26 protein-coding genes are annotated in these 25064 nt (G+C 42.6%); 22 read left to right on the forward strand and 4 right to left on the reverse strand.

Features of this window, described 5'->3' with window-relative positions; genetic code table 11:
- Positions 1-15: 15 nt before the first annotated feature.
- Positions 16-1476, reverse strand: coding sequence for an amino acid permease (locus ACOMA8_RS06510; protein ID WP_421369451.1), 1461 nt, complete (start codon positions 1474-1476; stop codon positions 16-18).
- 364 nt (positions 1477-1840) lie between these two features.
- On the opposite strand from ACOMA8_RS06510, the gene ACOMA8_RS06515 reads away from it, so the two are divergent.
- Together ACOMA8_RS06515 and ACOMA8_RS06520 are read left to right on the forward strand one after the other, a co-directional pair.
- Positions 1841-1981 (forward strand): hypothetical protein, encoded by a 141-nt coding sequence (locus ACOMA8_RS06515; RefSeq protein ID WP_202622236.1) that lies wholly within the window; start codon positions 1841-1843, stop codon positions 1979-1981.
- 494 nt (positions 1982-2475) lie between these two features.
- Positions 2476-3141 (forward strand): 3D domain-containing protein, encoded by a 666-nt coding sequence (locus ACOMA8_RS06520; RefSeq protein WP_421369453.1) that lies wholly within the window; start codon positions 2476-2478, stop codon positions 3139-3141.
- A 197-nt stretch (positions 3142-3338) separates the two neighbouring features.
- Here the strand turns inward: ACOMA8_RS06520 and ACOMA8_RS06525 are convergent, their stop codons facing one another.
- Positions 3339-4709 (reverse strand): metallophosphoesterase family protein, encoded by a 1371-nt coding sequence (locus tag ACOMA8_RS06525; RefSeq protein WP_421369455.1) that lies wholly within the window; start codon positions 4707-4709, stop codon positions 3339-3341.
- A 270-nt stretch (positions 4710-4979) separates the two neighbouring features.
- On the opposite strand from ACOMA8_RS06525, the gene ACOMA8_RS06530 reads away from it, so the two are divergent.
- Genes ACOMA8_RS06530 through ACOMA8_RS06540 form a run of 3 tightly spaced genes read left to right on the forward strand, consistent with a single transcriptional unit; the run spans position 4980 to position 6812 of the window.
- Positions 4980-5663, forward strand: a complete 684-nt coding sequence (locus ACOMA8_RS06530) for a DUF1538 domain-containing protein (RefSeq protein WP_161900602.1) — start codon at positions 4980-4982, stop codon at positions 5661-5663.
- Positions 5664-5716: 53 nt separating this feature from the next.
- Complete coding sequence (locus ACOMA8_RS06535) at positions 5717-6436, forward strand: DUF1538 domain-containing protein (RefSeq protein WP_421369525.1); 720 nt, start codon at positions 5717-5719, stop codon at positions 6434-6436.
- Positions 6429-6812, forward strand: a complete 384-nt coding sequence (locus tag ACOMA8_RS06540; protein ID WP_161900600.1) for a P-II family nitrogen regulator — start codon at positions 6429-6431, stop codon at positions 6810-6812. Before ACOMA8_RS06535 ends, ACOMA8_RS06540 begins: the two co-directional genes overlap by 8 nt.
- A 167-nt stretch (positions 6813-6979) precedes the next feature.
- On the opposite strand, the gene ACOMA8_RS06545 is transcribed toward ACOMA8_RS06540, so the two are convergent.
- A complete protein-coding gene (locus tag ACOMA8_RS06545) occupies positions 6980-8344 on the reverse strand; it encodes an MATE family efflux transporter (RefSeq protein WP_161900599.1) in 1365 nt (454 codons plus the stop codon).
- A 241-nt stretch (positions 8345-8585) separates the two neighbouring features.
- On the opposite strand from ACOMA8_RS06545, the gene ACOMA8_RS06550 reads away from it, so the two are divergent.
- Positions 8586-9131 (forward strand): GNAT family N-acetyltransferase, encoded by a 546-nt coding sequence (locus ACOMA8_RS06550; RefSeq protein WP_421369457.1) that lies wholly within the window; start codon positions 8586-8588, stop codon positions 9129-9131.
- A 189-nt stretch (positions 9132-9320) separates the two neighbouring features.
- Here ACOMA8_RS06550 and ACOMA8_RS06555 read toward each other — a convergent pair whose 3' ends face one another.
- Positions 9321-11093: an oleate hydratase gene (locus ACOMA8_RS06555; protein WP_161900597.1), complete on the reverse strand. Its 1773-nt coding sequence runs from the start codon at positions 11091-11093 to the stop codon at positions 9321-9323.
- Positions 11094-11421: 328 nt separating this feature from the next.
- Here ACOMA8_RS06555 and ACOMA8_RS06560 point away from each other — a divergent pair, with 328 nt between their 5' ends.
- From ACOMA8_RS06560 to ACOMA8_RS06635, 16 genes are all read left to right on the forward strand, one after another.
- The gene (locus ACOMA8_RS06560; RefSeq protein ID WP_421369459.1) at positions 11422-12090 is read left to right on the forward strand and encodes a 2,3-bisphosphoglycerate-dependent phosphoglycerate mutase; all 669 of its coding nucleotides are present in this window, start codon (positions 11422-11424) and stop codon (positions 12088-12090) included.
- 148 nt (positions 12091-12238) lie between these two features.
- Positions 12239-12505: an ACT domain-containing protein gene (locus tag ACOMA8_RS06565; RefSeq protein ID WP_161900595.1), complete on the forward strand. Its 267-nt coding sequence runs from the start codon at positions 12239-12241 to the stop codon at positions 12503-12505.
- Positions 12506-12579: 74 nt separating this feature from the next.
- The gene (locus ACOMA8_RS06570) at positions 12580-13923 is read left to right on the forward strand and encodes a PFL family protein (protein ID WP_161900594.1); all 1344 of its coding nucleotides are present in this window, start codon (positions 12580-12582) and stop codon (positions 13921-13923) included.
- Positions 13924-14094: 171 nt separating this feature from the next.
- Complete coding sequence (locus ACOMA8_RS06575) at positions 14095-14742, forward strand: HAD-IA family hydrolase (protein WP_421369461.1); 648 nt, start codon at positions 14095-14097, stop codon at positions 14740-14742.
- A gap of 131 nt (positions 14743-14873) precedes the next feature.
- A complete protein-coding gene (locus ACOMA8_RS06580; RefSeq protein WP_421369463.1) occupies positions 14874-15554 on the forward strand; it encodes a helix-hairpin-helix domain-containing protein in 681 nt (226 codons plus the stop codon).
- Between the two features lie 508 nt (positions 15555-16062).
- Entirely contained in the window at positions 16063-16464 is a 402-nt protein-coding gene (locus ACOMA8_RS06585) for a MerR family transcriptional regulator (protein ID WP_421369465.1), read from the forward strand.
- Complete coding sequence (locus ACOMA8_RS06590; protein ID WP_421369466.1) at positions 16461-17030, forward strand: histidine phosphatase family protein; 570 nt, start codon at positions 16461-16463, stop codon at positions 17028-17030. The genes ACOMA8_RS06585 and ACOMA8_RS06590 overlap by 4 nt, the downstream gene beginning before the upstream one ends.
- Before the next feature lie 19 nt (positions 17031-17049).
- Positions 17050-17913 (forward strand): aldo/keto reductase, encoded by an 864-nt coding sequence (locus ACOMA8_RS06595; protein WP_421369468.1) that lies wholly within the window; start codon positions 17050-17052, stop codon positions 17911-17913.
- A gap of 1 nt (position 17914) precedes the next feature.
- Positions 17915-18895, forward strand: a complete 981-nt coding sequence (locus ACOMA8_RS06600) for an aldo/keto reductase (protein ID WP_421369469.1) — start codon at positions 17915-17917, stop codon at positions 18893-18895.
- 55 nt (positions 18896-18950) lie between these two features.
- On the forward strand, positions 18951-19832 hold the full coding sequence (locus tag ACOMA8_RS06605) for a LysR family transcriptional regulator (protein WP_421369471.1): 882 nt from the start codon (positions 18951-18953) through the stop codon (positions 19830-19832).
- A 46-nt stretch (positions 19833-19878) separates the two neighbouring features.
- On the forward strand, positions 19879-20439 hold the full coding sequence (locus tag ACOMA8_RS06610) for a flavodoxin (RefSeq protein WP_421369473.1): 561 nt from the start codon (positions 19879-19881) through the stop codon (positions 20437-20439).
- A gap of 30 nt (positions 20440-20469) precedes the next feature.
- A complete protein-coding gene (locus ACOMA8_RS06615; protein ID WP_421369474.1) occupies positions 20470-20895 on the forward strand; it encodes a cupin domain-containing protein in 426 nt (141 codons plus the stop codon).
- 6 nt (positions 20896-20901) lie between these two features.
- On the forward strand, positions 20902-21216 hold the full coding sequence (locus ACOMA8_RS06620) for a carboxymuconolactone decarboxylase family protein (protein WP_161900585.1): 315 nt from the start codon (positions 20902-20904) through the stop codon (positions 21214-21216).
- Position 21217: 1 nt separating this feature from the next.
- Positions 21218-22447: an MFS transporter gene (locus ACOMA8_RS06625; RefSeq protein ID WP_421369476.1), complete on the forward strand. Its 1230-nt coding sequence runs from the start codon at positions 21218-21220 to the stop codon at positions 22445-22447.
- Positions 22448-22579: 132 nt separating this feature from the next.
- The gene (locus tag ACOMA8_RS06630; RefSeq protein WP_421369478.1) at positions 22580-23431 is read left to right on the forward strand and encodes an aldo/keto reductase; all 852 of its coding nucleotides are present in this window, start codon (positions 22580-22582) and stop codon (positions 23429-23431) included.
- Positions 23432-24400: 969 nt separating this feature from the next.
- Positions 24401-24946, forward strand: a complete 546-nt coding sequence (locus ACOMA8_RS06635) for a ComE operon protein 2 (protein ID WP_421369480.1) — start codon at positions 24401-24403, stop codon at positions 24944-24946.
- The last annotated feature ends 118 nt before the right edge of the window (positions 24947-25064 follow it).

The following is a 25064-nucleotide window of genomic DNA, read 5'->3' on the forward strand; positions in this document are numbered from 1 at the left end:
TACTTGTTAAAGAGATTAAATGGTTGTTTCGTTACTTTGTTTCGGATGATTGTTACGTTTAGCGATAACTGGTAGCAAAGCACCCAAAAGAATTAGCACGATTGGCGTCAAAATGTTAGAAATCATTTGGAACCACCAAGCTTTTGAGCTTAAATCAAATTCCATTTTTGGTACAATCCCTAAAAGACAGGCGAAGGCAGTGAACAAGAAGCACCACAAGCCGACAGCAAAACCGATTTTAGGGTTTTTCACAAATTTATACTCTGAGTCGAACTGATTTCGCGCTTTATTGAGCATCATGAAGGCAAAGAATACCCACAGATAGCGTAATGGCATAACGACAGAGTTCAAATTAGTCATCCATTTTACCAATTCGTTCATGTTACCGATACCCAGTACAGGCAGCAAAATCAAAGTGCTGACTAAGATTCCTGTCAGCAGGTAGCCATTTTTCAAAATGCCTTTGTCGGTCCGTTGACGCAGCCATTGTGGAATATAAGCTGGATCAGCATCTGCCAAAAGGATCTGCAATGGCGCATCAATAGAAAAGGCCAGTGCTGAGATTTGGCCGATAGTATTTGTCAGAGCATAGACAATCATTAAGCTGTTGCCGACGCCGTAGTATTGGCCCAGTTTTTGGAAAGCGGTGTAAGCACCATTGGCCATCAAGTCTTCAGGAATATTGTTGCTGGCAAACAGCATACCCATCGCAATGGAACCCAAAATCGCACTGATTCCCACCATGGCAGCTAATAAGATCATTCCTTTTGGAAATTCTTTTGCGGGGTTTTTAGTTTGGTTAACGTATGGTGAAATTTTTTCAGCACCACCTACTGCAAAGACCAACATAGAAATCGTTGTAAAGTAGGTAAAGTCAAATTTAGGGATATAGCTGCTCAGTTTGTCCATGTGTGGTGTTGCAAAGGTGACCCCAGAGTTAATGGCAGGTGCACCAATTGCCAATAGGATAAACAAAATGGACATTACAAACATTGCCGTTCCTGCCAGACCACCGATAATTTTCAGTGTGGACAGACCTTTTGTTGAAAGGTACAAGAAAACTAAGAAAATCGCCAAGCTCAACAGCGCAACGGTAGTGATTGGTAAGGAAGAAACAAGCGTACCGTCGCCTTTGACTGCCCAGCCTAAAGCAATCAGAATTCCTTGAGGTTTTTGCGCCAGATAAGGAATATGGACTACCCAGTAAGTCCAAGCAGCGAAGAAGGCCAGCTTTTTAGTCGTCGTATTTTCTACCCAGGAGCTAACGCCGCCATTGCTGTTTTTAAAAGTGGAACCCAATTGGCCCACAATCAGTGCATAAGGGATGAAGTATAAGACTAAGATGATTACCCAGGAAGTGACAACAGATAGGCCTTGTTGTGCATAGTTGTTGACGACATTCCCCAAGCCCCAGACCATACTGAAGGCGATGATACCGATGTTGGTCCAGCGCAGTTGTTTCGTATTCGTACTCATTTTTGATTCTCCTTCTATAAAATAGTAGACAAATGCAGTTCTGAAATCCAGATCCTATAAGACTGCTGATATTTATGATCTGAATAATAACAAAAACCACCGTTCAGCCTAACACAATAAACCGTCCTTTTAAAGCAGAATTTTCATAATAAAAGATAGTTTTTTCATGAAAAAACGCTAAACTTTCGAAAGAAACCTACTGAAATCCAAGAAAATTTCACAAATGAGTCATTTTTTTCCTTATAAAAAGAGGTACCTATTGAAAATAGACTTGCTGAATAGTAAGGCATCGGGTATGATAAACGAGTTGTGTCTGAGGGAAGAACAGAGCTGAAAGGCCAAGCGAAAATTATGAGGTGAAATAATGAGTACAGGAAAAGATGCCAAAGCGAAGATGAAGGAACTAATTGAGAAAAAGCAGGGTGGCGGTCGCTCAAAAAAAATGGAAACTCCGAAAAACGACCGTAAGAATATGCGTAAAGGTCCCAAAATCTATAATAAATAGGCTGTCACTTACGATACAGAACAAACACGATTCAGTTCATCTGATTGCAATCATTTCCAGATGCAAGACGTATTTTTCCATGCGGATTAGCAAGGATGTGATGATTTTTTACGAGCTGGCTTTTGTTAATCTGTATCTATTTTTTGTTATTTATAAGAAAGCGGTTGCAGATGTATTAGTTTAACGCCAGGTTACAAAGTACAGGATTATGTAATCTTGCGACTGTCACAATCGCGTTTTTAGATCCAAATTAATCAAATCTTATGGTTTGAGCTCGTAATATTTTTGTCATATTACGATTGTCAGAAAATTTAAAGTTGTCTCGTCCGCTTGCTAGCTGTTTACATAACAGCTAAAACTTAAAATACGGTTATTTTGTAACAATCTCACGAGACTGAAACATTCTGTTATCCAGTTGTTACCATCCGTAGCTTCAAAGTTGCTATGATTGTCTACGTCAATAAGACACATTGCAACTTAAAGGAGACGAATCTATGAAACTGGTAAAAACATTCTTATTTGGTTCCGCGGTAGTAGCAGGAATCGTGGCCTTTGGTGGGAAAGCAGATGCTGCAGAAATCGAACACGTAGTGACATCCTCGGACTCGTTGTGGGGTCTTTCAGTTAAATACTTTGGATCAGAAGCGTATATCGATAAAATCGCTGAAGACAATGATATCGTAAATAAAGACTTGATTTACGATGGCGAGGTTTTACTGATCAATACCGATGACAAGTCTACCGCTTCTGTTAAAACAACCCAAGCTGACACAGAAGCTTCATCAGAAACTAACCAAGAACCGGCAGCGCAAACTGCAACACAAGAAACTGTAACTGACACGGCTGGTGATCAAAATAGTTACGCTGGAACTACGATGTATATGGAAGCTACAGCCTATAGCTCTGATCCAGCAGATGCCCTTGGTGGCGGGAGTTATACCGCAACCGGCCAAAATCTTTTAGAAAACCCGATGGCAGTCGCAGTGGATCCAAGCGTTATTCCTCTAGGGACTCATCTGTATGTTGAAGGCTACGGTGAAGCATATGCCGTGGATACCGGTGGTGCCATTCAAGGCAATATCATCGATGTTCACTTCCCAACCTATGCACAATGTGAAGCCTGGGGGCGACGACAAGTCAAAGTAACGATTCTTGACTAATCTCAAAACCAAATAAATTGAAAAGCGCCATCTGTTCCTACTTGATGAAGTAGGGAGCAGATGGTGCTTTTTTTAGGACTATAAGAGATGTCTTCCTTTACAAGAAACACCAGGAAACTTCTGAATAAAAAAACGTAGCCTTTCACAGAAAGTCCATATTCATGAAAGCTAGAGTCATTTAGCTTTAGCACACACGGTCAGTCAGTGAAATCTTTTTGCCAGAATTGATCTGGCAAATTGTGATCTTGAAGGGCAAAGTCAACATAGTCTTTTAAAAATTCGGAGTTCTTTGCCAATGCTTTATAACTGTCTTTGGCTTTGATGTCAGCGGTTTGTTGGTTGGTTAATTGATCGTTGCCGCTAAAGTAATCCAAATTGACTTGGGCTACCAAATCAGCCACGGGATCAATGATTTTCTGGTCATAAATCCCTTTGTCCATCAAATCCTGATAAACCATTCGGACACCGTCTTTTAAAAATGAGTCTTTTAGATAGGCATCATGGGTGGTTAATGGGGAGCTGGCGCCACCGACTTCCGCGATTTTTTTTACGGCCCAATCAGAGACACTGATTGTCTGCCGCTTGTAAGTAATCTGCTTTGGAGTAAGACGCAAGACCCCGTAGCCATGATTGATTATCGCGTAAGAACTGGTTACGATTTCCGTTAGACCAGCTTCTTCCATAATATCTTGAGCATGGATATGGCCGGAAAGCACAACTGGCACCTCATAGGTTTTTAAAAGTTTTTTTACTGTGGCGGCATTATCAAGAACATAGCCTTTGTTTACTAGCGGATTATGGGTCAGCAAGTTGTGGTGAATGAATACAATGGTGCGTTGCTTATTCTTTTTTGCTTCTTCCAATTGCTCTTTCAGCCAGGTCAGGGTGCTCTCTTTCAATTCGCCTCGGGTAACAGGTTGAGCGGTGCTATCATCGCGAGTATAAATATTACTATCCAGCATCACAAAACGATAGTAGCGGTTAATTGATAAGCTGTAGCTAAGGTCTTCAGGAGCTGTGGAAAGCGCATCTTCATAGCTTTGAGGAAAAATCTTTTTAAAGTCTGTTGGGCTGATCTGTGCAGTTCGTTCTTGTGTGTCGCCAGAAAACTTACGGGCCCAACCGTCGTGTATATCATGATTCCCAGGAATACAATAGAGTTTGATGCCGGCTTTCTTTAAAGGCGCCAAGATCTCGGCTAGCTTTTCCGCACTGATTTTTTCTCCATTTAAAGTGAGATCCCCGGTAATAATCACAGCAGCCGGTTTTTTGGCAAGTGCTTGAGCTAAGAAGGCCTCCAAGCTTTCTTCCTGATAATCCAAATCTTTGCCGGCAGCGGTTCCTTTGATAAAGGAAAAAGCTTTGCCATCATCATGGAGTTCCGGTGCTAGAAAGTGGACATCTGTTAAAATCCAGAAATCTTGCCCTTTTTCAGAGAACAGCGAATTTTCGCCAGCACTTCCCTCAGCACGGCCTTCAGTCGGTGCCCAAACGCCTTTTTCCAGGAATAAGACTCCTAAAAAACTCAAAAGCAGCAAAAGGAAGAATAATGGTTTTTTATGTTTCATATCAATTCCCTCATTTCCCGACCAATAGTAGCACAGATCCATGAGAAACTGAATAAAACAGGTTGGCGTCTTGTCATTTTTTAGGGTACACTAAATATAGCGCTTTCGGAAGTAATCAATCAGAATCGATCATAGATACCATGCGTTGTAGTTTTCTAAAGATGAGGGGATGAATTGAACTATTCACCGCGTTTTAGAAAAAAGCCACTGATGGCCGAAAGCTTGAAAGTGCAATTGGCTATGATCAATCAAGATATGAGGAGGAATTCTATGAAGAAAAGTTTTCAAGAGGTCATTGTTGCAATTTTGCCGATGACAGTCTTGATCGTAGTGCTTACATTGATTTACGCGCCTTTGCCCAAAGATGACTTGATCACATTTATTGTCGGCGCAGCTATCATGATGATTGGAATGGCCCTGTTTTTGTTTGGTGCCGATTACTCCATGCTACGGGTAGGTTCATTAGTAGGGGAGTATATGATTAAAAAGCGCAGCCTGGCGATTATGTTGAGCTTGGGCTTTGCCATTGGAATTGGAATCACGATTGCCGAGCCTTCCGTTCAAGTGTTGGCAAGTCAGGTACGTGATATTTCTGATGGTGCCATTACGAAGCTCTTATTGATTGGTGTCGTTTCTGTCGGTACCGGGATCTTTCTGGCGTTTGCTTTGTTACGGACCGTCTTTCGATTGTCTTATTACAAAATGATGCTCATCGGCTATTTTCTGGTATTTGCAATGTCCTTTTTTACCAGTCCAGAATTTATGCCCATTGCCTTTGATGCCGGAGGAGTGACGACAGGACCTGTAACGGTTCCATTCATTTTAGCCCTAGCTAGTGGGGTCACCAGTATGATTCACCAGGGCAAAGGGGACAGTGACAGTTTTGGCATGGTAGGAGTCTCTTCGCTGGGTCCGGTTTTGGCAGTCATGATTTTGGGGGTGATCTTTAAGTGAACCTTCTCAAACAGATTTTTACTGGAATCGACATCCAGTTTACTGAAGTTTTAATGGCTATTGCACCAATCGTCCTCTTGTTTGTGATTTTGAATTTTACAAGTTTCCACTTGAAACCTAAACGATTCGGTGAAATTATGATTGGCTTTTTGATTACGACAATTGGTTTGATCTTGTTTCTTCATGGGGTCAACATCGCCTATGTACCTGTGGGGCAGCATTTAGGGACCGAGCTGGCCAAACTGGAAAATAATTACATTTTGATTCCCCTGGGCTTTTTAATGGGCTTTTTAGTGGGTTTTGCGGAACCAGCCATTCATGTAATGGTCAAACAGGTGGAAGAAGAAAGCGGCGGTGCGGTGAAGAGAAGAGTGTTATTGGCAGTCGTTTCAGTGGGAATCGGTGTTGCAGTGGCGCTGTCGATGTGGCGCCTGTTGGCAGGGTTCAGCCTCTACTATTTCCTGATTCCCGGATATGTATTGGTTTTTATCCTTGGTCGAAAAGTCGATAATATGTTTTTGGCGATGGCTTTTGATAACGGCGGGGTGGCTACAGGACCAATGTGCTCAACCTTCATTTTGTCAATGGCTGTGGCTATCGCCGCTCAAATCGAAGGCCGCAGCCCGTTGATTGACGGATTTGGTGTCGTCGCATTGATTGCCTTGACACCAATCTTATCTACCTTAGCATTGGGCTATTTATACAAGCGTAAAGCCGAACGAGATCAAAAAGAAAAGAATCGCTTGCAGGAAGTGGAGGATAAAAATGGATAAACCAGTTGCATTGAATTTAGAGATGATTGTTACAATCGTGGATCGGGGGATCGGCGAAGATGTTATTGAGTATTCCAAAGAAGCTGGTGCAAACGGTGGTACCATCATACATGGTCGCGGAACCGGAGCCCATGAAAAGGCCAAATTTTTTGGTTTGGAAATTGATCCGGAAAAAGATATTGTCTTGACACTGGTGCCAGATTCATTAACCGCTGAGGTGATGAATGCGATCAGTCGGGGCATCAAAATCGACAAGCCGGGCAATGGCATATGTTTTTCCATCAACATTGATAAAGTCGTTGGTATCACAGCCATCAATTCCTATCGCCAAGTAGTAGAGATGGAAACTTTCTTAGACAATGAAGCAGATGAATAGCAATCGTAGAAGAGGAGCCAAGTGCACCTCTTTTTTTATTAGAACAGCTGTTTCGGCTTAGGATTGCAGCAAAGTGGTGACCGTTTCCCACAGAAGACATATAAAAAAAGCCTCCAAAGCTTGCAATAATACTGCGCAAGCTTTGGAGGCAGAGAAAGTGTCAGTTGCTAGTTCAGAGGCAGCTCTTCTTGCTCTTGTGCTTCTGCCAGGCGGCGCAATTCCTTAATGGCTTTCAAATAGGAGTAGACTAAGACCGCTACAGAACCGGCCCAAGCCAATGGAGAAGCTAACACGGCCCCGTGGTAGCCAAAAAGTCGAGTCAGAAAAATTGCTGCAAAAGAGCGCATAAACAATTCCATGATCCCAGCGATAGTCGGGATTTTTGCTTGTCCCAGACCTTGAAGGGTATAGCGCAGGATAAATAAGATAGCTAAAATCCAGTACATGCTGGCATTGGCATTGAAATAGACTTGAGCCAGCTCAAATACATTTGTCTCACTTCGCGCTACAAATAGAGCCACGAAATTTTGTCCAAAGAAAATTACAGCAATTCCCGCTAGAATGGAGAAACCAATACTCATCATTAAACACTGTTTTACACCAATTAAGATTCTGCGGTATTTTTTGGCACCAAAATTTTGACCAGTGAAGGTCGCCATCGTTACGCCAAAGGACATCATTGGTTGGGTGGCAAATTGGTCAATTCGCCCTGCTGCGGCTTGTGCAGCAACTACGTCAGTTCCCAAGCTATTGAGGGCTGCTTGTAAAATCACCGTTCCAATTGCGATGATGGAAGACTGAAAAGCCATAGGAAGACCAGCATTCAAATGCACACGATATTCCTCTTTGCGGACATAAAAATCACGTTTTTTCAGCTGTAATAACGGGATCTTTTTCAAAATGTAAATATAACACATAATTGAAGAAGCCAATTGCGCAATAATCGTTGCCCATGCAGCACCGGCAACGCCCATATTAAAGTTGATAATGAAAACTAGATCTAATACAACATTGATAATGACCGCAAAGATTAAAAAAAGTAAAGGGGTACGGCTATCTCCTAATGCTCGGATCATATTGGAAAGCAGGTTGAAAGCCATAGAGGCAACCATTCCGCCTAAGATGATCGAGATGAATTCTTTTGCTTGTTGGTAGATATCAGCAGGCGTTTGCATCAAATGCAGGAGCGGATCGATGAAAATCAGGCTCAGAGCAGTTAGAATCACTGTCACGGCCAGACTAATCATGACACTGACGGCAAAGCTGCGTTTTACTCGACGGTATTCTTTTGCTCCAAAACGTTGCGCTGTGATAATCGAAAGCCCTGCACTAAGTCCTTGAGCAAAGCCAATGATTAAAAAGGTGATACTACCAGTAGAGCCCACTGCAGCCAAGGCACCTTTCCCTAGGGTTTGACCGACGATGATCATGTCCACCATATTGTAAAATTGTTGGAAAATATTACCGACCAGCAATGGAATCGTAAAGAGGAAAATCAGTTTAGCAGGAGTACCTTTTGTTAAATCACGCATCTATTTATCTTCCTTTTATGTAAAATTTCAAAGTTCTTTCAAGCAAGCCTTAGTCTATCACAACGATCAATAAAAAAATATGGAAAATCTTATCTTTTTCTTTGTTGTATCTTGCTTTTTAGGAAGGGAGATAGCGGGAAATGCAAAAGGGCATTTCAAAAGGAAAGAGAACAGAAGAAGCGATTCATGTAGGAGTCCATGGTATGATTTTTGTATCAAGAAAAACTGAGGAGGAACAGCAATGGCGACTTTATATCAGCAAAACTTGATTCAACTTGCTCGCAATCAGAAATTTGAGCTGCCAAAATTTTATTTAAGACCAATCACTATTGCCGACTTGGTAGACTATCATGAGTTGACTGCAAATGACGAAGCGCTGAAATATGATTATCCAGCGCATCAAAACTTAGAAGAGAGTTTATCGATGATGGTTAAATGGCACCTATCTCAACCACTGGGCAAGTATGGGATTATTCTGAAGTCAGAAAATAAGTTAGTGGGCAACGTTAGTTTGTCAATTTCAGAAGATAGTGGGATTTGTCGAATTGGCTATGCCGTGAGTCCCAATTATCAAAGGCGGGGAATTGCGTTTGACTGTGTCGGCTTTTTGAGTGGTTATGCCCTCACGCAACTGCAGATTGAGCGACTTCAAGGGGATGTGCACGAAGAAAATAGTGGCAGTATCGCCTTGCTGGAGAAACTAGGCTTTGAAAAAATCGCAGAAGAGACGGCTAGCTCTTTACGCTATGAAAGTTTTAACCAACTAAATTATGCCAAGTATTCATAGAACAGTTCATGAAGGAGGAAGCATTGAAGCTGTTTTTTTGAAAAAGAGAATGCTGTCATTAAACCAAGCGAATCACTGATTGATGAATAGAAAAAAGGGCATCGCCGAATAAAACCGGCGATGCTCTTTTTTCTATTCACTGTATTCTATTATGAAATTTTATTTGCTCAAAAAAGAATCGGGGATTGCTTACAACAAGCCGGCGTCTTTCAACAATTGTGGAATGATTGTGCCATCTACTTTCTTCAAGCCTTTTTTCTCGACGAGCTTAATCAACCATGGGACTTTGATATCGGCTAGTTTTTTGCCGTCCATCAAGCGAGAAGTAGAAGACAACAGTGTCCGGACATCATAGGCAGAGGCGAAGACTTCTGGAACCCCGCGATCTACATCCAGCAAAGTATAAACAGCTTCCATCGCAGTCCGCACAGAATATTCTGTTGTGAAGACTGTGTCACGAGGTGTTTCTGCAAAGTTCCCGATAAAGGCCAAGTTTTGTGAGCCTTCTGGTACCACAAGAGGACGATCTCCCAAGGCCCGTGGCATGAAGTAAGAAGTGATGAAAGGCATGTAGACTGGGATTGTTTCACAGCCGTTGTGGGCCAAATCAGCAATCAATTCTTCTGGAACACCCATGTGATACAGCCATTCTTCGGCGATTTCTGCACCGGTACATTGTGTGATTGGCTTCTTGATAAAATCACCGGGAACGTCGGAGTATAGACCGTAAATCCAAACCACCAGTTCGTCATGGGGTTGTGCTTTGAAGTGAGGTTGACGATTCAAGGTATAACTCATCATCCAGCTAGAATCTTCGGCAGTCACGATACCACCAGTAACAACTTTACCTGCATAAGGATCCCGTTTACTGATTTTTTGAATATATTCAGCAACACGCTTGTCTTTGACAGTTGTCGTTGCTGAGATAAACCAGCTTTTTTCTGGGAGATTTTCGCAGAATTTTTCCGGACGACCAAATGCGCTATCCTGAGCTGCAAGATTTTTCCACAGTTGCCAACTGCCGCCCAGATCATGAGTTGCTGGAGCAGGATGATCATTGTCACCGTATTTTGTGCTTTCAGTGATACTGCCATTTGTGATAAAAACAAGATCGTTAACGGTCAGATCAATTGTTTCTTCTTTTCCGCCACGAGTGACGGCTAATGAGCGGGCAATTTTTTTATTGCCGGTAGAATCTACCAAAACATTCGTGACTTTAACGTCGTATTGAAAGTCCACATGATGACTTTCTAAATAATTGACCAATGGTAAAACTAAAGATTCATATTGGTTGTACTTGGTGAATTTTAAGGCTGACAAATCAGGGAGACCACCGATATGATGGATGAAACGCAGGATGTAGCGGCGCATTTCCATAGCGGAGTGCCATTTTTCAAAAGCAAACATTGTTGACCAGTAAATCCAGAAGTTGGATTCAAAGAATTCCTCTGAAAAGACATCAGTGATTTTGATATCTTGCAAGTCTTCTTCTGGCGTTAGAAACAATTTGACCATTTCTTCAGATGATTTATCAGACATCGTGAACTGGCCATCAGTAGCTTTGCGCTGACCACGGTTATTGATAATCCGGCATTTAGAGTAGTTGGGATCTTCTTTATTCAACCAGTAGAACTCGTCCAAAACAGAAGCATCTTCGACTTCCAGAGAAGGAATTGAGCGAAATAGATCCCACAAACATTCAAAGTGGTTTTCCATTTCCCGACCACCTCGAATGATAAATCCACGGTCCGGATTCAAGATTCCGTCCAAGCTACCTCCAGCGATGGGCAATTCTTCCAAAATGTGGATGTTTTCACCTTTCATGCGGCCATCGCGAATCAAAAAGCTGGCGGCTGCCAAGCTAGCTAAGCCGGCACCTACTAGATAGGCAGATTTGTTGTCTACATCTGCGGGTTTTTTCGGGCGGGCAAACGCCTCATAGTTGCCATTGCTGTAATACATCAAGATCCCTCCGATTCCAATTTTTGATCTGAGAAAAGCAAGCCTGTTGAAACAACGCTTTTCTGTGCCAGACCAGTTGTTTCTATTTCCACTTTTAGTATGCGCCGAAGAAAAAAATCGGTCAAAAGTTAGGTCAGGGCATTTAGACAAATCGGCCTAGATGACAAAATTTACTGTTTTCCAAGTTTTCGTTGGTCTTTTCATGACAAGCTGCCGAAAAACTGCAATAATAAATACTGAAAACAGATGGAACTGATTAGAAAAAGCACTGAAAGAGCATACATTTCAACTCAGCAAGTCTGTCTCACCGTAAAAGGAGCTGTTGGCAATGAAGATGATAATCATCCGTCATGGAGAAAGCGAAGCAAATTACGAAAATTATTGGACGGGTTGGTTGGATGTACCACTGACTGAAAAAGGACGCCAACAGGCCGCAGCAGCAGGAGCCAAAATTGCGGCGGCGGGAATCATTTTTGATGGTGCCTACACATCCGTATTACAACGAGCAATGATCACCTGTCAGACGGTGCTGGAGGTCTGTGATCAGCTCTATATACCAGTGACGAAGAGCTGGCGGTTAAATGAACGGCATTATGGCGCTTTAGTGGGGAAGAATAAAAAGCAGATGGAAAAAGAATTTGGTGCCGAACAGGTGAAAAAATGGCGCCGAGGCTATTATGAAATGCCGCCACGACTGGAGCAAAACCAATTGGATCGACGTTATGCCTATCTGGACCCACAGACAATTCCTCATGCTGAAAATTTGGCTATGACGGTTCAACGTGTTCTGCCTTTATGGCAAGATGAGATTGCCCCGCAGCTATTGCAGCAAAAGAACATATTGGTTTGTGGCCATGGCAACAGTTTGCGGGCATTAGTGAAGTATTTAGAACAGGTGCCGGAAGATCAGATGGATACCATTGAAATTCCAAATGCGGCGCCGGTTTTATATGAATTTGATGACAACCTGCAGATCATTTCTAAATCCATCTTGTAAACAATCATTTGGATAGCTGATATTCGCAGGAGATTAGCAAGAAGAAACACGAACAAAAAAAGGTGGAAACGTATAAATGTTAACAAATAATCATTTTTAGTATAAATTTTATGCTATACTATGAAAAAATCAAAGGGGGAGCTTCAACATGCGGGCCATTTTAACAGTAATCGGGAAAGATAAAGTCGGGATCGTTGCCGGAGTCAGTCAGAAATTAGCTGAACTGGAAATTAATATCCTAGATGTTTCACAAACGATCATGGATGACTACTTTACGATGATGATGATGCTATCGATGGATAAAAACAGCGATTTTGAAAAGATCAGAAGTGAACTGAATCAAGTAGGCGAGACTTTGGGTGTGTCAATCAAAGTCCAAAACGAAGAAATCTTCAACGCTATGCATAAATTGTAAGCACAGTTAAGAATTCTGTGGCATTCATAAGGAATTGCCTATCAGCTTTTACAATATTTTCATGGGGGTAAGCAATGGAAACGAATCAGATTTTAGAAACGATCCGCATGGTGGAAGAAGAAAATCTCGATATACGGACAATCACGATGGGAATCTCATTGTTAGACTGTATCTCGTCGGATGTCAAAACCACCTGCGACAATATCTATCAGAAGGTCACTACTAAAGCTCGGGATTTGGTCAAAGTCGGAAACGAGATTGAGCTGGAGTTTGGTATTCCCATCATTAACAAACGAATCTCAGTAACGCCAATTTCTCTAGTGGCAGCTGCCAGTGGCGGGCAGGACTGTGTGGCCTTTGCCAAAACATTGGATCGTTGCGCACAAACATTGGGTGTCAATTTTATCGGCGGGTATACGGCTTTAGTGGAAAAAGGCTATCAAGGGGCAGATTTGGCATTGATCGAATCGATCCCACAAGCCTTAGCAGAAACTGATTTTGTCTGTTCTTCTGTCAATATTGGCTCCACAAAAGCCGGTATCAACATGGATGCTGTGCGCTTGATGGGCGAAACGGTCAAAAAGACTGCGGAAGCTTCTGACATGGGTTGTGCCAAACTGGTGGTCTTTGCAAATGCAGTCGAAGACAATCCTTTTATGGCCGGTGCCTTTCACGGTGTAGGAGAAGCCGACTGTGAAATCAACGTGGGTGTTTCCGGGCCGGGAGTTGTTTTGCGAGCGTTAGAAAAAGTCAAAGGGGAATCCTTTGATGTGGTAGCAGAAACCGTCAAAAAGACAGCTTTCAAAATCACACGGATGGGTCAAATGGTGGGACAAATCGCTTCCCAACGTCTGGGAGTACCATTTGGAATCGTGGACTTGTCTTTGGCACCGACACCGGCTGTGGGTGACAGTGTGGCGGATATTTTGGAAGAAATGGGTCTGGGTTCTGTGGGAACTCATGGCACGACGGCCGCTTTGGCATTGTTGAATGATGCAGTCAAAAAAGGCGGTGTGATGGCCTGCAATCATGTGGGTGGATTATCAGGTGCTTTTATTCCGGTATCAGAAGATCAAGGAATGATTACTGCGGTTGAAAAAGGCCTGTTGAATCTCGAAAAGTTGGAAGCGATGACGGCTATTTGCTCCGTGGGCTTGGATATGATCGCGATTCCGGGAGACACTCCGGCTGAGACAATTGCTGCAATGATTGCTGACGAAGCCGCAATCGGTGTCATCAATCACAAAACGACTGCGGTTCGTATCATTCCGGCAGCTGGAACAAAAGTTGGGGATATGGTAGAGTTCGGTGGCTTGTTGGGAAGAGCACCAGTGATGGGGACCAACCCAGCGAAATCCACTGCCTTCATTCAACGAGGCGGACGGATTCCAGCACCAATTCATTCCTTCAAAAACTAATTGTATTTTCATTCTCAGGAGACGGCGAATTTCGTCGTCTTCTTTTTTTGGAGTGAATTTGAGGCTGCAATCTTTTTTGAAAATAATTGTTTGAAAAAGATATATTTATTTTCAGAAAGGTTGCGACGATTTCTGTTTTAGGTTATCGTTGTTAAAAGAAAGCAACAACTGATGGATTCAATAAAAGGAGTGACATTTACAGGAATGAAATACTTTATTTGGGATTTTGACGGGACATTGTATGATACCTATCCGATAATTCTAGCGGCAATTATGAAGGTTTTGGAAAATCATGGCGTGGCAGCTGATTCAAAGACTGTTTATAAGATGCTCAAAGAGTTCTCTTCAAAAAAGGTTGCTGAAACCTATGGGATTGATTTTGAGCAATTTGCCAAAGAGCAGCATGCCATTGAAGACTTGGATGCGAGAGTACCAAAGCCCTTTTCTGGTGTAAAAGAAACCCTAGCAGCTATTAAGGCAGGTGGCGGGCGCCAATTCATTATGACTCATCGGATGGCAGATGATACCCGTTCTTTGCTGGAAAAAGATGATTTGGCAGAGTATTTCGAAGCGATTGTCGGGCCTGAAATGAAATTTGCCCGCAAGCCGGACCCTGAGGCGGTTTTGTATTTGGTAAACAAATATCAGATGGATCCCGCTAGCAGTGTTATGATTGGGGACCGTATCATGGACGTGGAAGCCGGCAATAGCGCTGGAATCCATTCTTGTTTTTTTGATAACGAGGATGTATTGGAACATGTGGCTGCAGATTTCGTCTGTCATACACCGCAAGAAATTATTGCTCTTTTAGAGAAATAAAGAAAAAGCCAGAAATTAGAAAAGCTGTGGGGCAAATTAAGTCCGACAGCTTTTTTTGCGTACCTTCTTATGAAGAGTAAACAACACTAAGGATTCAAAGAGGGACTGCTAAACTGTAAGGGAGTGAACCGATGCGTATGTATGATTTATTGAAAGCCTATCAAAGACAGCTGGTGATGATTGGCGCTCTGTTGTTACTAGCAGTGGGACTTGGCTTGGGTAAGCTGTTTTTTGCGGATCGGCAGAATCTGCCGGCAAACAAAAAGGAGGAGCTGTTGGCTATTTCGGAAACTTCTGACATAGAAGCTTCCAGCGCCTCAGTAGCTGCAAATAGTAGTGAGGATCAGTTTATTTTTGTTGATATCAAAGGAGCGGTTGTGCAACCTGGTGTGTACCGACTGTCAATCGGTGAACGAGTACATGATTTGTTGAAACTCGCTGGCGGCCTGACAGAGGAAGCTGCGGTTGAGCTTTTGAATCAGGCTCAAATTTTGACAGACCAACAAATGATTTATGTGCTCACCACGACAGAAGCAAAAGAACAAGACTTGTCTCCGGCAGTCTTCCAGGAAAACGGGCAGGGTATGACACCTGAATCTGATCAAGACAGCTCTCACCAAGAGCAGGTCAATATCAATACAGCAGATGTTGCTGAGCTAACCACGTTATCAGGGATTGGGCAGAAAAAAGCAGCGGCGATCATTTCCTACCGGGAAGAAAATGGACCCTTTAAAACAGTGGAAGACTTGAAGGAAGTTTCGGGCATTGGCGAAAAAACTGTCGAAAAGCTGCGCCCGTCTATTACGGTTTGACTGAGGATAGGGACTGCAATAATCGTCGTATCGTCATTTCATGAAGCGAATGAGACGAATTGCAGGCAAAAAACTGTGAGCATCAGCTAGGCAATCGCCTCCAAAACGAACACTACTAATACGTGAGGAACGATGAAAAGCCAAGTCATTTCCTTTAAAGACAGCGGAAGGGTCTTGGTTTTTTTATTGTTAAAAATTTCAAGCGCTGACTGATCTTGATTGCATCAAGTTAAGTCAGTCTCGTTCACCTTTTTTTTACATCTGATAATGTTCTTTCTGGGGACGTTGACACGAGGAGTGGCGCAACTATTTGCAGGAATAAAACCGAAGCCGTGTTTTAAAAAGCAGCTATGCTTTTCAGGCATAGCTGCTTTTTAAGAGAAGTATTGGACGAAGCGGCGAAGTGTTTATAAACTGGGAATTGAAAAATGATATGCGGCAATGCTTTTTTGACTTGCGTTGGAGTTACCTTCAAGGAGTATCCTAAGCGTGAAAGAAGGGGAAGCGTATGAATATTACATCTGTGAGTAAGAAGTACAAGGTTTCAGCGGACACATTACGGTATTATGAGCGAGTTGGTGTGATTCCACCAATCACAAGGGATCAAAATGGTTACCGGAATTTTTCAGAGTATGATTTAAATTGGGTATATTTTGCCACAGCCATGCGTAATGCTGGAGTCTCAGTTGAAGCACTGGTGGAGTATAATGAACTTTTCAAAATGGGCAGAGAAAAAACTGCGGAAGCCAGAAAAAGCTTGTTGATTGAACAACGACAAAAATTGCAGGAAAAAGTAAAGGAACTAACGGAAACTTTGCATTACTTGAACCATAAAATTGAAACCTATGAAGAGCACTTGCGTTCATATGAAATAAAATTGGATAAAAAAGCTGTGGAGGAGAGCAAATGAAGACACTGTATTTGATGCGACATGGACAGACGGCTTTTAATCAGCGAAAACTGATACAAGGTTGGTGCGATTCGCCGTTAACTGCTCTTGGTATTCAGCAGGCGATGGCGGCAAAGACCTATTTTAGTGAACAGGGGATTCAGTTTGACGCGGCGTTTTCTTCTACTTCTGAACGTGCCAGTGACACGCTGGAGATCATTACCAGTCAAGCCTACCAACGGGTGAAAGCTCTGAAAGAATGGTATTTCGGCAAATACGAGGGGGCCTCAGAAGAGCTGAATCCGCCGTTACCTTATGGAGATTTTTTCGTATTCAGTGGCGGTGAGGGAGAACAAGAATTTCGCGAACGTATCAATAATGGCATAAGCCAGTTGATGGCAGCAGTGGCGGGCTCAACGGTTTTGATGGTTTCTCATGGCGGTGCTTGTCGCCAATTTATGCGAAAATGGGCCCATACCAGTCATGTGGATCAAAAGGAAAAGTTAAAAAATTGCTGTATTTTGAAATTTTACTATGAAAAAAGGACCTTCGAGTTAGTCGACATTATCAATCCAGTCGTTCATTAAAAGAAAGAAGGGATAGCAAGTGGAATTTGTAAATTTGAATAATGGCATCAAAATGCCGGTTTTGGGATTTGGTGTTTACCAGATTCCCGAAGCGGAAACAAAACAAGCGGTTTTGGAGGCAATCACAGTTGGCTATCGATTGATCGATACCGCCCAAAGCTACTTTAACGAGGCAGCTGTCGGAGAGGCAATTGCTGAAACAGCTGTTCCGCGATCAGAGCTGTTTATCACGACAAAGGTTTGGATAGACAATTATGGCTATGAAAAAACGCGGGCATCTGTTTTGACATCCATGGAAAAGCTGCAGGTTGAATACATCGACTTAGTCTTATTGCATCAAGCTTTAAGTGACTATTATGGAGCATACCGGGCGTTGGAAGAGCTGTATGAAGAAGGAAAAATTCGAGCAATCGGTGTCAGCAATTTTAATCCGAACCGTGTGGCAGATCTTGCGGCTTTCAATCGAGTGACTCCTCAGGTTAATCAGATTGAAATCAATCCTTTTCATCAGCAAGTTGCTGAACAAGAAAATCTGGTCGAGCGAAATATCCAAGCAGAGGCCTGGGCACCCTTTGGTGAAGGGAAAATGGGAATCTTTGAAGACCCAATATTGACTGAGATTGGTCATAAATACAGAAAATCTTCAGCTCAAGTCATCTTGCGCTGGTTGATTCAACGACAAATTGTCGTTTTGGCAAAATCTGTCCACAAAACGCGAATGGCAGAAAATTTTGATGTATTTGATTTTCATCTCTCGTCAGCGGATATGGAAAGTATTAAAACGCTGGATAAGAAAGAAAGTATGTTTTTCGACTTTGCGGATCCTAAGACTGTTGATAGGTTTGTTGAGTTGATTGAAGTAAGAAAGAACCGGAGGAATTAAGATGGACTATATCAAATTTGGCAACACCGGACTGGATGTCTCGCCATTGTGTATCGGTGCAATGGGCTTTGGCGATCCAAAATCAAACTTTCATGAATGGACTTTACCAGAAACAGAAGCGTTGCCGGTTTTAAAAGAGGCGATTGAGAGAGGGTTCAATTTTTTTGATACCGCCAATATTTATTCTTATGGTTCCAGTGAAGAAATTCTTGGGAAAGCCATCAAAGCATACGCTCAGCGTGATGAAATGGTGATTGCTACCAAGGCCTTTATGGGATTGAAAAAAGCGCCGAATAATCGCGGATTGTCACGCAAAGCACTGATGTATCAAATTGATGAAAGTTTAAAACGCTTGCAAATGGATTATGTGGATCTTTATATTATTCATCGTTGGGATTATGATACGCCAATTGAAGAGAGCATGGCGGCGCTTCATGATATTGTAAAGTCTGGTAAAGCCAGATATATCGGTGCCTCTGCAATGTATGCCTGGCAATTTGCCAAGGCCCAGCATGTGGCGGAAAAGAATGGCTGGACGAAATTTGTCTCCATGCAAAACCACTTGAACTTATTGTATCGGGAAGAAGAGCGGGAGATGCTGCCTTTGTGTGAGGATCAAAAAATTGCGGTAACCCCGTATAGTCCGCTGGCAGGTGGACGTTTAACAAGGGACTGGGAGGCGACGACAAAACGCTTTTTGACTGATAAAACTGCACGGCAAAAATACGACAGCACGGAAGTGCAAGATCACATTATTGTGGATCGAGTGGCTGAAGTTGCTGATAAATACGGTGTGCTGCGAGCTCAAGTTGCCTTGGCCTGGTTAATGCAAAAAAAGGCGGTTGCCACACCTATCATCGGTGCAACGAAAATAACACACCTGACGGATGCTTTGCCGGCAGTGAATTTGAAACTCAAGGAAGAAGATATAACCTATTTGGAAGAACCTTACGTACCGCATCGAATCGTGGGGGCGTTGTAAAAAAACACCTGATGAGTAGTCTATTTGCTATACTATAAAAAAGGTGGTGGTTCTTATGGAAATCAGATTGCTGCGATATTTTTGGGTGGTTGCTGAAGAAAAAAACTTCTCACGGGCGGCACAAGTGTTAAATGTTACGCAGCCAACTTTAAGCCGTCAAATCAAAGATCTGGAAGAAACGATAGGGACGCCCCTCTTTGAACGAGGTCCAAGAGAGCTGCAACTAACGGAGGATGGTCTTTTTTTAAAAGAACGTGCCGAAGAGATTTTGCAACTGAATGCTAAATTGGAAAAAGACTTTCTGGATCGGCAAAATAAAGAGCTGTCAGGCAGCTTTTCTATCGGCTGTGTAGAAGCAGACAACTCTGACACAGTAGCGATGATGCTTGAGGAAGTTTTAGCTGATCACCCCCAAGTCAGTTTTGACCTTGTGACTGGAACTTCAGATGAAATTTCCGATAAGCTGGAAAAAGGAATTCTGGATTTGGCGGTTCTTTTGGAACCAGTAACCTTGAATGCTGTGGAGTCGCTGCGATTGCCTCGAGAAGAAAAGTGGGGCTTTCTCGTGTCATCCAGCAGTTTTGCGGCACAACAGGATTGTATCACGCCAGCTGATATTCTCGGCATGCCATTACTTCTTTCTAAAAGAAAAGAAGTCCGGGAATTGCTATCTGCCTGGGCCAAAATTCCGGTGGAGGATTTCAATGTGATTGGTACGTATAATTTAATTTTTAATGTCTTTGCTTTAGTCGAAAATCGGGTAGGTTCTGCGTTTGCTATTGAAGGAGCGATTTCAAATAGAAAGAGCGAGGGTACGAAATTTGTGCCATTGATGCCAGAAGTAAAAACAAACTGTGTCTTAGTCTGGAAAAAACGCATGCATACACCGGTTGTAAAAGAAGTGATTCGCCGTTTTAAATATGCTTTTAAAGCATAGACCCGAATAAAATAGGCATTAGAATAATAACCCAGCAGGCTGTAAGATGATTGTAGAAATCATTTTACAGCTTTTTTTAGGAGGTGAAGCAATGCAAACTTGTATCCTCTGTTTTTCGAGAGCGGGTGAGAATTATTTAGATGGTGAAATACAGCATTTGACGCAAGGAAATACGGAAACGCTGGCAAAAATCATTCAAACCCAAACTCAGTGGCACTTTTGCAAAATAGAACCCTTAAACCCATACCCAACTGACTACGAAGGGACTAAGCTGCTGGCTAAAAATGAGTTTGAACTCAATTTGCAAATACCTTATCTGCCTCTTGACCTGGATTTGAACGATTATCAGAGAATTTTATTGGGCTACCCAAATTGGTGGGGAAGTTTTCCTCAAGTAATCAAGACCTTCGTTAGTGAACAAAACTTAGACGGGAAAACCATCCATCCCTTCTGTACCCACGAAGGAAGCGGCTTTGGACGAAGTATCTGCGAATTGAAACGCCTGTGTCCCCAAAGTGAAATCGCTTTGGAATTGCCGGTCACCGGTTCCCGGGTGCAAAAGGCATTACCGGCTGTCAAAAATTGGTTGGCAGCCATGGAGAACTGATCAGTTACTTAAAAAATTGGAGGGACAACAATGTTAAAAAATGAAGAAATCAAGAATGGGGTTATTTTCCCCAGTGGTGATAAAAACGAGGCCTTTGCACAATATTTTATCGGTCAAAGCTATTTAAAATCGTTGGTCTCAGATCCCAAAATCAATGTCGGTGTGGCAAATGTTACTTTTGAACCTGCTTGTCGAAATAATTGGCACATTCATCACGATGGCTTTCAATTATTGTTAGTGACCGGTGGCGAAGGTTGGTACCAAGAAGACGGACACAGCCCCCGCTTTTTAACAGCAGGAGATGTTGTGATCACCCATGATGGTGTTAAACACTGGCATGGTGCCACTGCAGATAGCTGGTTTGAACATCTCGCTATTACGGCAGGGTCGGCAGAGTGGTTGGAGCCCGTTACTGACGATTATTACAATGAGTTGGAAAAAATTACAGAGGGGTGAATCCAAATGAAAAAACAAACAGCCGGTAGAGAACATCTGGGAGCGTTTGCCCCCAAATTTGCTGAATTGAATGATGATGTCCTATTTGGGGAAGTCTGGTCAAGAGAAAGTCAGCTGTCGGCACACGACCGTTCATTGATTACTTGTTCCGCATTATTGGCAATGGGGGCACCGCAATTGAAAAGTCATCTAACCATTGCCAAAGAAAATGGGGTCACAAAGGAAGAGATTGTGGAATTAATCACCCATCTCGCCTTTTACGCGGGTTGGCCAAAAGCCTGGTCTGCCTTTAGTATGGCAAAAGAAATTTTTGAGAAATGAGATGAAGATGGCTAAAAAGAGGCATCCGTTGCTGACAAAGATCAGTCTGTTGAGTGCTTCGTTATTAATCGTATCCGGTGGAGCGATAGCCGGAAATATTCCTGAGATCAGTCAAACGTATCCGGAAGTCAGTCTGGTATTCATTGAAATGCTAGTCACCATTCCATCACTTTTTGTGATTCTCACGGTATTGCTCAGTCCCAAGCTTGCAGGAAAAATTGGTTATAAGACGAGCCTTCTAGTTGGTATCGGATTGGTTTTGTTGATGGGAATTCTGCCTGTTTTCCTGCGAAGTTTTCAGCTGCTGCTGCTTTCAAGAATTTTCTTTGGTGTGGATATTGGGTTGATCAATCCCTTGCTTTATAGTTTTGCCAGTCAACTTTATCGAGGGAGAGAATTAGCGACAGTTATTGGTTTTCAGAGTGCCTTTGAAGGAATTGGCGGAATGTTGGCTACCCTTACTGTGGGCCAGTTGATGATTTTTGGGTGGCGGACTTCTTTGCTTGTTTATGGAATGGCTTTGCCAATCTTTGTTCTTTTTCTCCTATTTGTACCGGAAATTATGCCGCCGGTGTTGGCGACTCACAAGCTTGTACCTGAAAAAGGTAAAACCCCAAGATCGAGTGAAACGAACTTTACTCAGCTTGTGGGCCTCTTGCTGATTTTAGTGACCATCTATATGTCTTTGAGTTTTAAAATCGGTTCGTTCTTACAGACAGCTAATCTGGGTGCCGGAACGCAAGCTAGCAACTTTCTTGCACTAATTGGTGCTGGTGCTATGGTGGCAGGATTTTTCTTTGGTAAGCTATTTACTTGGCTTGGTCAAAGAATCGTTTCACTTTCAATCGCCGGAATGGCTGCCATGCTGATTCTTTTGGCATTTTCCAACACCCTTTGGCTGGTATATCTTTGCGGTGGGATGACGGGATTCTTTTTCAGACTCTTTGTACCTTATGTGTTTAATAGTGTGAATCAGGCTAAGTTCAATCAAGAGAAGCGAACGGCCATTTTACTCATTACGTTTAATCTGGGGGCGGCACTTTCGCCCATCGTTATTGGTGCACTTCAGGCTGTATTGCCGGCAATCACGAACAACAGGCTGTTTTTATTTGAGGGAATCCTACTTGGATGTCTGCTGGGAATCAGGCTGTGTCAAAAAAAGTTTTCTGAAATCCTGGGTAATCGTTCCCTGAAGCTTAGAGCCAATCCTAAAGCAAGGGATGATTGTTAGCAAAGAAGCCTGAAAATAGACGAGTAAACTTACTACAAGACAGGTTGATAGAAAGTCATAAGTAAGGAACTTTCAATTGTATGTAATTAAATGATTAAAAGAAGTGCTGAAATAAAGAAAAGAGGTAATTGCATGTTAAGTGATACTTACGAATTGGCAAATGGTGTCCAGATTCCCAAAATTGGTTATGGCACCTGGATGATTGAAGAAAAAGCTGCTGCAAAACGAGTAAAACAAGCCATTGCTGTCGGTTACCGACACATTGATACAGCCCAAGCTTACGGAAATGAAGCAGGTGTAGGGGCGGGGGTCCGTGATTCCGGTGTTCCTCGAGAAGCACTCTTTGTGACTACAAAATTAGCGGCAGAAATCAAAGACTACGGGGAAGCAGTAGCAGCCATTGAAGGTTCTCTTGAAAAAATGAATATCGACTATATTGATATGATGATCATCCACAGCCCGAAGCCATGGGCTGAATTTCAAGGAGACGAGCACTATTTTTCGGGAAATTTATCAGCGTGGAAAGCGTTGGAAGAAGCTTATCAAGCTGGCAAGTTGCGGGCAATTGGTGTATCGAATTTTGAAAAAGAAGACCTGCAAAACATCATTAGTCACGGCACTGTCAAACCAATGGTCAATCAGGTACTGGCTCATATTGGTGAAATCCCCACTGAATTGATTCGCTACACAACAGAGAAAGGGATTTTGACAGAGGCCTATTCACCGATTGCTCATGGGGAAATGTTGAAAGATCAGACTATCACCAAAATGGCAACTAAATATCAAGTGTCAATCCCACAGTTGGCGATTCGTTTCTTGTTGCAACTGGGGTTGTTGCCATTGCCTAAGACAGAGAATAGCGAGCATATGAAAAACAACGCAGCGGTTGACTTTGATATTTCGGCTACCGATATGGAAACTCTGTTAAAAGTAGGCAAAATCGATTACGGTGCGTATCGGAGTTTCCCAGTATTTTCCAAATGATTTGATAACTAATCTCCAAAATCAATTATCCGCTGGGGGCGTTGTTTAGACAAACAGCGGCCCCCTTTTTAATATAGAGAAGTAGTTAACGGTGGGGACCTTTTTATAGTTTCGCAGGAAAATAGCGTGGCATACCTTGAATTAAGTTGGGATCCGTAGTTGCAAGTACTGTTTGTTATCATTTACATAATTCCGAAAAAAGCGGAGAAAAAGACGTAATTATTTTAAAGGAAAACATTTTTGAGATCATGTGTCAGCGATGCGGAAACATGGCTAGCCATGGGCCTATCTTGGAGGTCTACAGCTAACTACCCTCGGGAAATGATAAAAAATTGCAGGTTTGATTTTTATTGTAGGAAGCTATCTGTAGGCGGGGGTTCTTAAACCAAGTGTTTTCTAAAAGTTTTTAACTATGAGCCGAGGAAAAAGAAGTTTTTGAAGAGGTTGATTAAATCCTTACCAGTTTGAAGCACTAGGCACAAGTATTTTCTTCTAGCTGACAACGATCTTTGAAAAAAGAATGCTTCGTACCAGCAGATAAAGGTCATTCTGATGAAAAAATGTCGCTGATTTTTGTTTGATGTAAGATGGGGAAGGTTTTTGCTTATAAAGCAGGTTTTGCAAGCAGGCTGCAATAACTTTTATTGTAGCGGCTGATGATGAGTCGTGTTATAAAAGTGGATACCCAAACGTATGGGAATATGGTAAATTTAGGATAGTTAGTAGCAAAAATATTACTTATCCGAGACCTATTTAGGTAGATAGACCAAAGTAAGCTTTTATTTCAACAAGATCCAGTATCAAAATAGATATGAGAAAATGCCCGTAGCTCTATCGTTTTTTTTTTTGAAAGCTGCTGATTTTTTGTGAATAGATCAACTTTGTAGTAGAAAACGTGCACATGGTTTTCTTGAATATGTAATCGTGTGTCTAATTTGTGTCCACTTTGGAAGATAAGGAGAATTTGACATGAGTGAAAAACAGCAAAAATATGATGATACCAGTGATTTGAGTATTTCTTCAGGGGGAAAAGATGCCCGCATCCCCTGGGACCAGTATTTCATGGCACAGGCAGTTTTACTATCGTTACGCAGTACGTGTACCCGCTTAGAGGTGGGGGCTACTTTGGTCAAAGACAAGCGAATTATTGCCGGCGGGTACAATGGCGCAGTTTCTGGAGATGTCCATTGTATTGATGAGGGGTGTTATGTGGTAGACGGGCATTGCATCCGCACGCTCCACGCAGAAGTGAACGCTCTTTTGCAATGTGCGAAGCTGGGAATCTCAGCTGATCAATCAGAAATCTATGTGACCCATTTTCCCTGCTTAAATTGTACGAAGGCTTTGTTGCAAGCTGGCGTGAAAAAGATCCATTACCTGCATGACTACCGCAACGACGAGTATGCCATGGATCTGATCCAACGAGTAGGCGCCTCGGTGCATCAGGTGACGTTGGACCCTAAGTACTTTGAGAAGCTCTCAGCTCGTGCATTGGCGGATGCTTCTGAGGAGTAACAACTATTGGAGGGGCTGGCGCAACCAATTGATTTTCCCGAGTCTTTTGGCAATGTCGCTAGTCTTGGCTGTTGTGACAGGTGCCCTGTTTTTTTGGTTGGTTTTCGGTTATTTTAGT

This window comes from Enterococcus infantis, from assembly GCF_049166715.1.
GTDB classification, from domain to species: domain Bacteria; phylum Bacillota; class Bacilli; order Lactobacillales; family Enterococcaceae; genus Enterococcus_C; species Enterococcus_C leclercqii.

Coding starts and splice junctions, on each gene's coding strand:
- ACOMA8_RS06510 (WP_421369451.1), bottom strand. CDS start 1,476: ATGAGTACGAATACGAAACAACTGCGCTGGACCAACATCGGTATCATC.
- ACOMA8_RS06515 (WP_202622236.1), top strand. CDS start 1,841: ATGAGTACAGGAAAAGATGCCAAAGCGAAGATGAAGGAACTAATTGAG.
- ACOMA8_RS06520 (WP_421369453.1), top strand. CDS start 2,476: ATGAAACTGGTAAAAACATTCTTATTTGGTTCCGCGGTAGTAGCAGGA.
- ACOMA8_RS06525 (WP_421369455.1), bottom strand. CDS start 4,709: ATGAAACATAAAAAACCATTATTCTTCCTTTTGCTGCTTTTGAGTTTT.
- ACOMA8_RS06530 (WP_161900602.1), top strand. CDS start 4,980: ATGAAGAAAAGTTTTCAAGAGGTCATTGTTGCAATTTTGCCGATGACA.
- ACOMA8_RS06535 (WP_421369525.1), top strand. CDS start 5,717: ATGGCTATTGCACCAATCGTCCTCTTGTTTGTGATTTTGAATTTTACA.
- ACOMA8_RS06540 (WP_161900600.1), top strand. CDS start 6,429: ATGGATAAACCAGTTGCATTGAATTTAGAGATGATTGTTACAATCGTG.
- ACOMA8_RS06545 (WP_161900599.1), bottom strand. CDS start 8,344: ATGCGTGATTTAACAAAAGGTACTCCTGCTAAACTGATTTTCCTCTTT.
- ACOMA8_RS06550 (WP_421369457.1), top strand. CDS start 8,586: ATGGCGACTTTATATCAGCAAAACTTGATTCAACTTGCTCGCAATCAG.
- ACOMA8_RS06555 (WP_161900597.1), bottom strand. CDS start 11,093: ATGTATTACAGCAATGGCAACTATGAGGCGTTTGCCCGCCCGAAAAAA.
- ACOMA8_RS06560 (WP_421369459.1), top strand. CDS start 11,422: ATGAAGATGATAATCATCCGTCATGGAGAAAGCGAAGCAAATTACGAA.
- ACOMA8_RS06565 (WP_161900595.1), top strand. CDS start 12,239: ATGCGGGCCATTTTAACAGTAATCGGGAAAGATAAAGTCGGGATCGTT.
- ACOMA8_RS06570 (WP_161900594.1), top strand. CDS start 12,580: ATGGAAACGAATCAGATTTTAGAAACGATCCGCATGGTGGAAGAAGAA.
- ACOMA8_RS06575 (WP_421369461.1), top strand. CDS start 14,095: ATGGATTCAATAAAAGGAGTGACATTTACAGGAATGAAATACTTTATT.
- ACOMA8_RS06580 (WP_421369463.1), top strand. CDS start 14,874: ATGCGTATGTATGATTTATTGAAAGCCTATCAAAGACAGCTGGTGATG.
- ACOMA8_RS06585 (WP_421369465.1), top strand. CDS start 16,063: ATGAATATTACATCTGTGAGTAAGAAGTACAAGGTTTCAGCGGACACA.
- ACOMA8_RS06590 (WP_421369466.1), top strand. CDS start 16,461: ATGAAGACACTGTATTTGATGCGACATGGACAGACGGCTTTTAATCAG.
- ACOMA8_RS06600 (WP_421369469.1), top strand. CDS start 17,915: ATGGACTATATCAAATTTGGCAACACCGGACTGGATGTCTCGCCATTG.
- ACOMA8_RS06605 (WP_421369471.1), top strand. CDS start 18,951: ATGGAAATCAGATTGCTGCGATATTTTTGGGTGGTTGCTGAAGAAAAA.
- ACOMA8_RS06610 (WP_421369473.1), top strand. CDS start 19,879: ATGATTGTAGAAATCATTTTACAGCTTTTTTTAGGAGGTGAAGCAATG.
- ACOMA8_RS06615 (WP_421369474.1), top strand. CDS start 20,470: ATGTTAAAAAATGAAGAAATCAAGAATGGGGTTATTTTCCCCAGTGGT.
- ACOMA8_RS06620 (WP_161900585.1), top strand. CDS start 20,902: ATGAAAAAACAAACAGCCGGTAGAGAACATCTGGGAGCGTTTGCCCCC.
- ACOMA8_RS06625 (WP_421369476.1), top strand. CDS start 21,218: ATGAAGATGGCTAAAAAGAGGCATCCGTTGCTGACAAAGATCAGTCTG.
- ACOMA8_RS06630 (WP_421369478.1), top strand. CDS start 22,580: ATGTTAAGTGATACTTACGAATTGGCAAATGGTGTCCAGATTCCCAAA.
- ACOMA8_RS06635 (WP_421369480.1), top strand. CDS start 24,401: ATGAGTGAAAAACAGCAAAAATATGATGATACCAGTGATTTGAGTATT.